This window comes from Shewanella inventionis (genome assembly GCF_014641855.1).
Lineage (GTDB): Bacteria > Pseudomonadota > Gammaproteobacteria > Enterobacterales > Shewanellaceae > Shewanella > Shewanella inventionis.
This window is the reverse complement of the sequence record NZ_BMII01000003.1, coordinates 110459-122388: the sequence shown is the minus strand read 5'-3', so window position 1 is coordinate 122388 and position 11930 is coordinate 110459. Positions and strand designations below refer to the sequence as shown.

The window sequence follows — 11930 nt, the reverse complement described above, 5'->3', positions numbered from 1 at the left end:
CTTGTTAAGTTTATACGCTTTGCTCTAATGGACCCAATGCTTGGTTAAGTGCATTAATAAAGGCAACTAACTCGCTACCCATGAGGGCCAAATCGGCATCTAGGCGGGCAATAGGGTCTTCAGTTCCCACTTCATCATTACCTGCTCTAAATTCTTCTGAAAATTTAATGCGTTTGACACTGGCATCTGATTGCATCAAAAAGGCAATCGATTGGCCAAAGTGCAGTGCCAACTTATGTACCTGCTTACCAGTAGCGATATGCGCCAGTACCTCATCTTCTTGAAGAACTTGTTGTTTAAAGCGAACTATGCCGCCTTCATCTGAATCTGACTTTAATTCAGCTTCATCTTGCATTTCAAAAGGGGCTGGCGCTTCTCCTGCTTGTAACCATTGGGTCAGTGTGGCTTCAATTGGGGTAGCAAAACTCAATGGAATGACGGGTAAACTGCCAAGCGCTTTACGAAGTAAAGCTAATAACTCTTCAGCTTTAGTGGCACTTGAACTGTCGACTAAAATCATCTCTAGTTCAGGCATGATAAGAGCATGAGTTTGGCTGCGACGAGAAAATGCACGCGGCAACAATGTGGTGGTGATTTCGTCTTTAATATTGTCTTTTTCTTTTTTAGTGACTTTACGGTTTTCTTGCGCTTCGATTTCAGCCACTTTTTCATCGAGTGCTTCTTTTATTACTTGGCCCGGGAGGATTTTTTCTTCTTTGGTTACACAGATTAAATGACGATTTTCTGCACTGTGTACCAGCGCATTGCCTTTTTTTCCTAACGCATATGAGAAACCAAACTTACTGATGTCTTGGCTAGAGCAAGGCGAAAAGGTGAAGTCCGATAATGCTGTTTCTAGTGTTTCGGTATCAGTTGTAAACGGTTTGTTGAAACGGTATAGGGTGAGATTTTTAAACCACATAGAATGCTCTCATTAATTTACAGGATAAATTCAGTTACAGCAGTTTACGGGATAGATGCAAAGCGGTAAACCTACAAAAAAGCAGCATTTGCATGATGAGCCACTTGCTAAGAATGAGAATTCATCAAACTGTCATATTTAATATATCGCTACTCAAACCACTGTTGCAGCATTTCGTGGGTTGAGGGTTCTTTTTGTGAGTTGAATATCAGTATTTAATTAACTAGTGAAATATTTCTGAAACATTTACAAGGCAGAATTCCGCTCGTTCCGATACAACTTACCCTGAATAACCATGACGACATAATCGTCAAAAGGATGAAATGATGAACGTTTTTTGTAAAACTCTATTAGCCTCTGCAATGGCCGCTTCTGTAGTTTCAAGTGCATATGCTGCAGAACCTCTAAAAGTGTATGGCAAATTAAATGTTACAGCACAGTCAAACGATGTTTCTGATGAAACCGAAACGACAGTTCAAAGTAATGCATCACGTTTTGGTGTGACCGGAAACTTTGAATTAAGCAATTCATTAGAAGCCTTCTACACTATCGAATACGAAGTTGACACGGGTGATGAAGACAAAGAAAACTTTTTAGCTCGCAATCAGTTTGTGGGATTAAAAGGCAACTTTGGTGCTGTTTCTGTTGGTCGTAACGACACTATTTTAAAAGTATCTCAAGGTAAAGTTGACCAGTTCAACGACTTGTCTGGTGATGTTAAAACCTTATTTAAAGGTGAAAACCGCATGGCGCAGACAGTGACATATTACACGCCAATGTTTGGCGATGTTCAAGCTGGTGTAACTTATGTTGCATCTGGCGACTCTGATCAAGTTGTGGGTGATAACACAAGCGGTGAAGATGGTGTGAGCATGGCTGTGATGTACGGCGATGCTGGTTTAAAAAATTCGTCAATATACGCGGCGATTGCCTATGACTCTAAAGTGAAGGGTTATGACACTGCGCGTGCTACGGTACAAGGTAAAGTTGCAGGTGTTGTGCTTGGTGGTATGTACCAGCAACAAGAAGCACTAGACAGCGGTGTAAGTGACAATGGTTTCTTACTAAGCGCTGCATATGACATCAACGATGTTACGCTTAAAGCGCAATTTGCTGATATGGAAAATAAAGGCGACTCATGGTCTGTTGGCGCAGACTACAGCTTAGGTAAACCTACTAAGTTATTTGCTTTTTACACCGCGAACTCGTTTGACTCAAACGACCAAGATGACAACTATGTTGGTGTAGGTATTGAACATAAGTTCTAACCACTAAGGTATATCCTGTCATTTTAAAAAAAAGGGCTTCGGCCCTTTTTTTGTTACAACGTGATAACAGCAATTAATTTTTTATGACAAAAAACGTTTTTTAGTGGCAATATTGGCTTTAGGGTCATGAAAGTGTAACAAAAGTGTCCAATAATACTCATGTGGCAAATTAATGTAGAAACCCAAAATGACAGCTAGGATTTTAATAGTAGAAGATGAATCAGCAATTCGTGAGATGCTGACATTTGTGATGGATCAACATGGTTTTACGACAGCTGCTGCTGAAGATTTTGATTCAGCCATTGAGTTGCTTCAAGAGCCGTATCCAGATTTAATTTTGTTAGATTGGATGTTCCCTGGTGGTAGCGGTATCCAATTGGCAAAACGTTTAAAGCAAGATGAGTTTACTCGTCAAATTCCCATTATCATGTTAACTGCTCGCGGAGAAGAGGAAGATAAAGTGAAAGGCCTTGAAGTTGGGGCTGATGACTATATTACTAAACCGTTTTCTCCTAAAGAGTTGGTTGCCAGAATAAAAGCGGTGTTACGCCGAAGCGCGCCTACGCGTTTAGAAGAAACCATTGATGTGCAAGGTTTGCAACTCGACCCTGTGAGTCATCGTGTGACTGTAGGTGATGCTGTACTAGATATGGGGCCAACTGAATTTAGATTGTTGCACTTTTTCATGACTCACCCTGAGCGGGTATACAGTCGAGAGCAGTTACTCGATAACGTTTGGGGAACCAATGTGTATGTTGAAGATCGTACCGTTGACGTGCACATTCGCCGGTTACGTAAAGCGGTTGAGCAGGGCGGGCATGACAAGCTTATTCAAACCGTTCGTGGTGCTGGTTATCGCTTTTCGACCAGAATGTAATCTAACGGATAACAAGAGAAACTCTGTTGATGTTAACAGAGTTTCTTTACATGTTGCTCCCTAGCCACAATAGCCAATTTAGGCTATCTTGTTATCCCTCGTTAGTCCTAATAATCAGTAACGACACTATTGAGTGTTGGCTGCGTTACTTTAGCCATTAGGTTGCTTATGCTTAACTCTTATTCTGGATTGCGGTTATTTTTCCGTTTGGCGTTGTTTCTGACATTATTTTTCTTTGTGGGTGCTTTAATTGGTCATATCGCAATTGTAATGCTACTGGGCACCATTTTTATGCTTGTATGGCATTATCGGCAAATTGCTCGACTTAACTTTTGGCTTTGGGAAGATAAAAAATTAACACCTCCACAAGGCCAGGGAAGTTGGGAAGGTGTGTTTAATGGTATCTATCGCTTACAAGGAAAAAATCGCCGCCGTGTTGGTCAGTTAGCCACGTTATTAGCTCGATTTCGGCAAGGTGCAGAAGCGTTACCTGATGCAGCCGTGGTGCTTGATGCTGAGCATAATATTTTGTGGTGTAATAAATTAGCCCAATTAATTTTAGGTTTTGTTTGGCCTCAAGACAGTGGGCAAAGGATTGATAACCTTATCCGTCATCCTGATTTTTCAGATTATCTTAAAAAAGGCAGTTATAAAGAGCCTTTAGAGCTCCCATCTCCTGTTTCTGACAAGCGATTATTAGAAATTCGTATTATGAGTTATGGCGATCGGCAACTGTTATTGATTGCCCGTGATATTACTCGGATCCATCAATTAGAAGGTATGCGAAAAGATTTCGTTGCTAACGTGTCTCATGAATTAAAAACCCCACTAACAGTGTTGCAGGGGTATCTAGAGATAATGCAAGGAATGGAAGACGAAGGCTCACCAAATCAAAAACCTCTTTCTTTAATGCAACAGCAAACCTCACGTATGCAGTCGATGGTTGAGCAGTTATTAGCATTATCGCGTATTGAAGATGCCGCTGACGTTGATTTATCAAAAACAGTTAATATGCAAGCCATGATGGATATTCTAAGAGAAGAAGCTCAAGCCCTTGCCGGAACTGAATATACCTTAGAGTTTAGCTGTGAACCTGGATTAAATACCCATGGTAATGAATTACAGCTACGAAGCGCTTGTTCAAACCTCATTTCTAACGCCATCCGTTACACAGCACCCGGTGGTATCATTTCGGTGACTTGGCGAAGTGTGGCTACGGGCGCGCTATTTTCGGTAAAAGATACTGGTGTGGGGATTGCACCTCAACACATCAATCGATTAACTGAGCGTTTTTATCGTGTTGATAATGCACGGTCAAGTAAAACCGGTGGTACAGGGCTTGGATTAGCCATTGCAAAGCATGCATTAAGCCATCATCACAGCGAGCTTAACGTGACCAGTGAATACGGTAAAGGCAGTACCTTCAGTTTTATAATTCCAACGCATTTATTAGAACGTCAATAACGAGTGTTATGGTTAGCCATCTAAAGAACAGCATTTTTGCTGTTTTTTTATGTCTATAATAACGTGCTCATCTTGCTATATCCGCTATGGTTCGCTGTAATTCTACAGTTTTATTAACAATAAGTGACGGAATGCCTTATATAAGCATGAGCTAAGCTATTGATAAACATAAATAGGCCATTTGGGATGCCGTATTGGGGTATTTTTAACAACTGTAATACAACTGTCATATCAAAGTCATAGACTTGTGATCAATGAGGTCGATACTGACTACGTTTAAAAAAACTAAGTACGCTTAATTCTGGAGCAATACAATGAAACTGAACAAACTTGTCGGCGCAATTACCCTAACAGCCGCTGGTGTATTCTCAGCAGCATCAATGGCTGCTATTGACCCAACTTTACCTGTATATGAAAAAACAAGTGGTGTTTCTGGTAACTTGTCTTCTGTAGGTTCTGATACTTTAGCAAACATGATGACGTTGTGGGCTGAAGAGTTCAAACATATTTATCCTAACGTAAACATCCAAATTCAAGCTGCTGGTTCTTCTACTGCGCCACCAGCACTGACTGAAGGCACTTCACAATTTGGCCCAATGAGCCGTAAGATGAAGCCTAATGAAATCGAAGCCTTTGAAAAACATTACGGTTATCAACCAACTGCTATCCGTGTTGCGATTGATGCTTTAGCAGTATTTGTGCACAAAGATAACCCAATCACAGGTTTAAGCATCGAGCAAATCGACAGCATTTTCTCTTCTACACACAAGTGTGGCGGAACAGAAATCAATCGTTGGGGCGATGTTGGTTTAGATGGAAACTGGAGCGCTAAAGACGTTCAGCTTTACGGTCGTAACTCAGTATCTGGTACTTATGGCTACTTTAAAGAAGAAGCATTATGTAAAGGTGACTTCCGTGCAAACGTGAACGAACAGCCAGGTTCTGCGTCTGTAGTTCAATCGGTATCACAGTCACTAAATGCGATTGGTTACTCAGGTATTGGATATAAAACTGCTGGCGTTAAAGCGGTTCCTCTGTCTAAAAAAGGTGATAAGTTCATCGAAGCAACTGCAGAAAATGCTGCTAACGGTACTTACCCATTATCACGTTACCTATATGTTTACGTGAACAAGCACCCAAATAAAGATTTATCGCCAATGGACCGTGAGTTTTTACGCTTTGTATTGTCTAAGCAAGGTCAGCAAGTTGTTGAAAAAGACGGTTATGTACCAGTTCCTTCAGCAGTTGTTATTAAAGATTTAGAAAAAGTGGGTGTTAAGCTTTAATCGCTTACTCCATTAATCTAAAGGCCTCATTTGAGGCCTTTTTTGTTTTTAATGTCAAATATCCCTCAAGCTATACCATTGCACATCACTTAGTGATATCACTGCCCCTTGGTGATGGAAAATCGAGTCAACGTTAAGGCTGGACTTAAATGTGTTGAAACACAGGTATAAGATGAGTCTTGCATCATTTTGATATGTCCAATATCCATATCGTCCAGGTGTTAAGAGAGCCCATAATGCGCCTACGGCATTTTTATCACGTTATGTTGGACGCAGAATCATTGAGTGTGCAGATGTCTCTTATGTAGAAATGAGACATGATTAACGCAAAAAATTGTTAGCACCATTCACGCTGAAAAAAGACAAAAAAAAGCAACCCAAGAAGAAGGTTGCTGCTATTGCTAAAGGCAATACTGTCGATAGAATTAATCTACTACCAAATAGGAGAATGATGATGAACAAAAAAACGCTACTAGCTACAAAATAAGTAATGCAAATTTGGTTCATATAATCAGACACAGTGATTTCAAATTAGTTCAAAAATTTTATTAAAAAAAATGATAATTTGCTCGCAATGGCATTTTGTGGATCCTGATGGCGTGAATTTACTATTTTGTGGGGGATTTAAGACTTGTACTTGCAAAAAAATGGCAGCCTATCGGCTGCCAAAATAAATCTCTGCGGGTTGTCATTAACAGTGCGCTAGCGTGCTAATACTGCCCAATGGGGGATGATGAACAATAAACATTAAAACCTGTAGCAGTAACTAATCCTATCAGAAGTTAGAGCGAGTCAATTGAGCGTGTTGATTTAACTCCGGGGGAGAAGGTTAAATCATGGCTTTATGACTCACATCAACGGCATCTCATTCGTTACATATATTCTGACCAGACAATATTTTAAAAGTTCACAACCCGGGAAAAATTATTTATCTATTTGATCAATGTTGATGGGCAATTATGAATTGTTGGGGTCAGGTTATTGTTTGTAATTATATTTTGCTTAAATCTTGTTTGTGAAGGATAAAAAGGTCAAAAAAAAGGGCAACCAATATGGTTGCCTAAGTCGTTCTTTACGAAGGGCGGTTAACAGTGCGCTAGCGTGTTAATGCTCTCCAAATAGGGATGATGATGAACAATGAACATAAATCTGTGCAGGTTGGATCAAAGTATTAAGGCTTTGCTACAAACAAGATCCGCTGGAGGTAAACGTTGCTTATTTGTGTTTCAACTTGCTACATATATTAAGACTAGAAGAGTGCTAAAAAGTTCATAATAAAATTGATTATTAATCAATAATAATTTTTATTCTTTTAAATTAATTAGTTATACGTATTTTGTAGGTGGTAGGTGGTAGGTGGTAGGTGGTAGGTGGTAGGTGGTAGGTTGTAGGTTGTAGGTGGTAGGTGGAGCAAGAGCTAACTCATGGCGCGATCAATGTTGAGTGGTTTAAATCCAAGCCATAAAAAAAGGCAACCAAATGATTGCCTATCGATCGATTTTACGATCAAGGAGACTGCGCTAGAAGTCTCAGGGAGATGATGAACAATAAAAGTCAATTTCACTGTTACTTATTTTGAGTATCAAATAGATAAAAAGTTCAAAAATTAAGTATAAATTTATCACTTTTTTAAGTTACTTTTAATTTTTGATATTATTCAATATCTTAGAGCTATGCTAGAGTGATGTGCACGGCTCAGGGGCTTCAGGCTAATAATTTTTCAATTATACTTTTTAGTTCTTCAGGTTTTGTGGTTGGAGCATATCGATTAACTACATTGCCATTTTTGTCGACTAAAAATTTGGTGAAATTCCATTTAATTGACTCGCTACCAAGCAAGCCTTTGGCGGATTTTTTGAGTAATTGGTATAAAGGGTGTGTGTGAGTACCATTAACTTCAACTTTGCTGAACAAAGGGAAGGTAACGCCAAAATTCAATTCGCAAAATTGACTAATTTCTTGTTCATTTCCCTGTTCTTGCTTACCAAATTGATTGCATGGGAAGCCTAAAATGACTAAACCTTTATCTTTATACTCTTGATTTAATGCCTCAAGTGCTTGGTATTGTGGAGTAAATCCACATTTGCTGGCAGTGTTTACAATTAATAAGACTTTATCTTTGTACGCGTTCATGACGATATCATGGCCTTTAATATCTTTTACTGTGATTGAATATATTGCACTGCTCATTATGTCACTCCTGCATAGAAAACTATGACTATAATGTAGATTTTAGTTGTTGGCAATTTAATTGCGCACAATAAAATATATCTATTTGCTTATTAATGACAATTTCAATATAGTTTGCGCATATTTAACTAGAGAATTAGGGCGTGCTTATGAATGATTTAAAGAACGAACTTAACTCTGATGATGAAATCGAATCCAGCTCATCTCCCCAAGCTGATGTTAGCCAAGTCGTCCTCCAATTAACTGAAGCCGAAGGTGAGGAACAGGCTGAAGTATTCAGTGAGATTTTGATTGATGCTGAGCCTGGTACCATCGCACTATTACTCGAATCGTTACCGCTTGATGAACGTTATGAACGTTGGCAGCAAGTTGATGTAGAAGAACGTGTTGATGTTCTTAACTTAATGCGTGCAGATCCTCGTTTAGGCATTTTAAAGAAAATGCCTGATGAGGAGCTTGATTTACTGTTTTCGCAATTAAGCCCTGAAGATCTCATTGAGTGGAGTGATTCATTACCTGACAATATTACCGACCGTGCATTGGCACAAATGGGTGAGCGTCAACGTAAACACTTTGAGTTATACGATCAATATACTGAAAATGAAATTGGTCGTTATGCCGATCACCAAATGTTGGCATTAAATCCAAGCTCTACGGTGGCACAAGGCCAGCGATTTTTTAGACGTATCGATTTAGACTGTAATGATCACTTATTTTTAGTGGACAACAATGATAAATATTTAGGTACAGTACGTCGTTACGATGTATTTAAAACGGTGGATACCGATACCCCGCTGCAAGCATTAAAGTGGGATGACAGTCGTGTTATCTCTGCTGATTCGTCGCTGATTGAGGCTGCTGAAGCCATAGAGCATAGCCGTGAATTAGAGCTCCCCGTTGTTGATGAAGACGGTATTTTGATTGGCCGCATGACACTGCGTACAGCCACTGCTTTAGTGCGCGAACATTATGAAGCGCAGTTAATGGCAACCGCAGGTATGGATGAAGACGACGACTTGTTTGCTCCGATTGTTGTTGGTGCTAAACGTCGTGCCGTGTGGCTAGGGATTAATTTGCTGACTGCATTTTTGGCCTCTGCCACCATTGGTATGTTTGAAAACGTGCTATCTCAGGTAGTGGCATTAGCAGTATTAATGCCAATTGTTGCTTCAATGGGCGGTATTGCAGGGAGCCAATCATTAACGCTTATGATCCGCGGTATGGCGATGGGCCAAATCACTGCAGGTAACGTGATGTCGTTAATGAAAAACGAACTCGGTATTGGTGCGTTAAATGGCACGTTATGGGCCATTGTTATCGGGATAATTGCTGGCTGGTGGTTTGATGATACCGTAATGGGGGTTGTGATTGCCTGTGCAATCTTGATCAACATGGCCGTTGCGGCAATTGCAGGGGTTATGGTGCCAATGATTTTACAGCGCTTTAACCAGGATGCGGCGTTATCGGGTTCGGTTATTTTAACCACAGTCACCGATGTGGTAGGTTTTTTTACCTTTTTAGGTTTAGCCTCAATACTTTATCTATAAGTAACCAAGTAAAAAACAAGTAATATCTGTATTGGCAGATGCGGTAATAATAAGATGGTCTTGAATTATTCAAGGCCATTTTTTTTAAACAAAAAAGCAAGTTGCAGGCAACTTGCTTTTTAAACTTGATGAGAAAATCCTGTTAGCTTATTTCCACTTAGCAGGTGCGAACTCCATTTCTGCATTATCGTCAAAGTAGCGGCGTTTAGTATCACGGCGACGCTGTTTTACTTTTTTAGATTTTGGTTTTCCCTTGATGTTATCGCCCCATGGCGCATCATCTTCATCAAATTCAAATGAGTGTGACATTTTCAACATTCCAGATAACTGTACCGCTGTTGGTACAGCCTCTTTTTACCTAAAGTTAATAATAAGCTAAAGCGAAATATTTCATTCTTGACGGTAAAAATTATTGCATGACAAAATGACAATTAGATGACGGTTTATTTTTTACTTTAAGGGCTCACTCTTTATCGAGTGAGTATGAATTAAGGCTGTGCGCCAATTGCTGTTGCCAGGGTTTAGGTTTAACAATTGAATGTGATTGTTTTGTATCTAACACACTGAAAGATGGGCGTTTAACACAAGAGTTATATTGTTCAGATGTCACAGGTATTAAGGACACTGTTGACGGTATTAACCCTAATGCTAGGGCTTGTGATTGTATCTCCAGGGCAAACTCATACCAGGTGCACTTACCTGCATCACTCCAATGATAAATAGCCGACCATTGTTTTTGTAAACACAGTTTCCATAAAAAATGAGCAAGATCATCAACCATCGTCGGGCTGCCAGTTTGGTCGTTAACTACACTAATTATGTGAGAATTGGATTGCGCTTGTGACATGAGTTTCAGCATAGTGGTGACAAAATTTTTGCCACTATAGTGATAGAGCCAAGAAGTACGAACAATGCAATATTGATTTGATTGTTGCTGCAAAATGACTTTTTCGGCAAGTAACTTGGATTGGCCATATACGTTAATCGCAGTAGGCTTTTGATTGACCGAATAAGGTAATGACGAATTGCCATCAAATACATAATCGGTTGATAACTGAATAAATCGAATACCAAGTTTGCTCGCCGTGTTAACCATAAATTTAACCGCTTCAACATTGGTTTGCAAAACCTGCGGACCATTGTTTTCAGCACGTTCTACATCGGTAAAAGCTGCACAATTGATAATAATGTCTGGTCGATAATATTCCAAGGCTTCGTCAATAAGCTGAGGTTGCGTGATGTCCACTTGCTGTCGTGATAATTGCGTCAACTCAATATTGTTTGGCTTAGTGCGTTTTAATGCTTTTGCTAGCTGGCCCGTTTGGCCAAATGTCAGTATCTTCATTTGCTATTTGCCAAATACCACTGAACAGTTTGATTTAAACCCGTTTCAAAAGTGTATTTGGGTGTCCAATTAAGCTCGGACATTAATTTACTCGCGTCGATGGCGTAGCGTTGATCATGTCCAGGTCTATCTTTTACATGACGAATTAATGATTCAAACCCATTATTGCGCGCAAGATGGTGTTCTGGCATTAAGATACTCAAATGTTTGCAAATAGATTGAACAAGGTGCAGGTTAGTTTGTTCATTATTGGCCCCAATTGCGTAAGCCTCGCCTATTTGGCCTTGTGTTAGCACGGTCAATAATGCTTCGACGTGATCTTGTACATGCAACCAATCGCGTATTTGTTGACCATCGCCATAAATAGGAATGTGCTGTCCTTTTATTGCGCGAGTAATGGTTAACGGGATCAGTTTTTCAGGATGCTGAAACGGCCCATAATTATTTGAGCAATAGCTGATTAATGTTGGGAGTCCGTATGTTCTATGCCATGCTTTTACTAGGTGATCGCTAGACGCTTTACTTGCAGAGTAAGGCGAGCTAGGCGAGTAAGCGCTCTGCTCATTAAAGAAACCCGTTTGAGGTAAATCGCCAAAGACTTCATCGGTAGAAACATGGTGAAATCGAAATCCTTTGGCTTGATGTGATGGTAACTGATTAACAAAATGTCGGCTTGCTTCGAGCAAATTGAAGGTACCGACAATATTAGTGTGAATAAAATCAGCGGGTCCCGCTATCGATCTGTCAACATGACTTTCAGCCGCCAAATGCATCACCACATTGGGTTGATATTGCTCAAATACAGAGTTAACTAACTTGTCATCGCAGATATCACCTTGAATAAAATGATAGCGTTTATTGTCTTGTACTGAAGATAAACTCAGTGGGTTTGCTGCGTATGTGAGTTTATCGAGATTGATAACCTGGTGTGATGTTAAGCTAATGATATGGCGGATTAATGCCGAACCAATAAAGCCACAGCCCCCTGTAATAAGGATTTTGAGTGTTTGTGTGTTTTGTGCTGTCATGAC

10 protein-coding genes are annotated in these 11930 nt (G+C 39.9%); 5 read left to right on the top strand and 5 right to left on the bottom strand.

The window, feature by feature from the left end; genetic code table 11:
• Nucleotides 1–10: 10 nt before the first annotated feature.
• Entirely contained in the window at nucleotides 11–922 is a 912-nt protein-coding gene (gene rdgC, locus IEW93_RS02815; RefSeq protein ID WP_188736704.1) for a recombination-associated protein RdgC, read from the bottom strand.
• Nucleotides 923–1245: 323 nt separating this feature from the next.
• Between rdgC and IEW93_RS02810 the strand changes: the two genes are divergently transcribed.
• The 4 genes from IEW93_RS02810 (at nucleotide 1246) to IEW93_RS02795 (ending at nucleotide 5817) form a co-directional block, all read left to right on the top strand.
• On the top strand, nucleotides 1246–2190 hold the full coding sequence (locus IEW93_RS02810) for a porin (protein ID WP_188736702.1): 945 nt from the start codon (nucleotides 1246–1248) through the stop codon (nucleotides 2188–2190).
• Between the two features lie 187 nt (nucleotides 2191–2377).
• Nucleotides 2378–3067: a phosphate regulon transcriptional regulator PhoB gene (gene phoB, locus IEW93_RS02805; protein WP_188736700.1), complete on the top strand. Its 690-nt coding sequence runs from the start codon at nucleotides 2378–2380 to the stop codon at nucleotides 3065–3067.
• Between the two features lie 168 nt (nucleotides 3068–3235).
• Nucleotides 3236–4531 (top strand): phosphate regulon sensor histidine kinase PhoR, encoded by a 1296-nt coding sequence (gene phoR, locus IEW93_RS02800; protein ID WP_188736698.1) that lies wholly within the window; start codon nucleotides 3236–3238, stop codon nucleotides 4529–4531.
• Between the two features lie 314 nt (nucleotides 4532–4845).
• Nucleotides 4846–5817, top strand: coding sequence for a PstS family phosphate ABC transporter substrate-binding protein (locus IEW93_RS02795; RefSeq protein WP_188736696.1), 972 nt, complete (start codon nucleotides 4846–4848; stop codon nucleotides 5815–5817).
• A gap of 1704 nt (nucleotides 5818–7521) precedes the next feature.
• Here IEW93_RS02795 and IEW93_RS02790 read toward each other — a convergent pair.
• Nucleotides 7522–8007: a glutathione peroxidase gene (locus IEW93_RS02790; protein ID WP_188736694.1), complete on the bottom strand. Its 486-nt coding sequence runs from the start codon at nucleotides 8005–8007 to the stop codon at nucleotides 7522–7524.
• A 149-nt stretch (nucleotides 8008–8156) separates the two neighbouring features.
• Here IEW93_RS02790 and IEW93_RS02785 point away from each other — a divergent pair, with 149 nt between their 5' ends.
• Nucleotides 8157–9554 (top strand): magnesium transporter, encoded by a 1398-nt coding sequence (locus IEW93_RS02785; protein WP_188736692.1) that lies wholly within the window; start codon nucleotides 8157–8159, stop codon nucleotides 9552–9554.
• 147 nt (nucleotides 9555–9701) lie between these two features.
• Here the strand turns inward: IEW93_RS02785 and IEW93_RS02780 are convergent, their stop codons facing one another.
• From IEW93_RS02780 to rfbB, 3 genes are all read right to left on the bottom strand, one after another.
• A complete protein-coding gene (locus IEW93_RS02780) occupies nucleotides 9702–9863 on the bottom strand; it encodes a hypothetical protein (protein WP_041413129.1) in 162 nt (53 codons plus the stop codon).
• A 154-nt stretch (nucleotides 9864–10017) separates the two neighbouring features.
• A complete protein-coding gene (gene rfbD / locus IEW93_RS02775; protein ID WP_188736690.1) occupies nucleotides 10018–10899 on the bottom strand; it encodes a dTDP-4-dehydrorhamnose reductase in 882 nt (293 codons plus the stop codon).
• The gene (gene rfbB / locus IEW93_RS02770) at nucleotides 10896–11927 is read right to left on the bottom strand and encodes a dTDP-glucose 4,6-dehydratase (RefSeq protein ID WP_188736686.1); all 1032 of its coding nucleotides are present in this window, start codon (nucleotides 11925–11927) and stop codon (nucleotides 10896–10898) included. The genes rfbD and rfbB overlap by 4 nt, the downstream gene beginning before the upstream one ends.
• Nucleotides 11928–11930 lie beyond the last annotated feature (3 nt).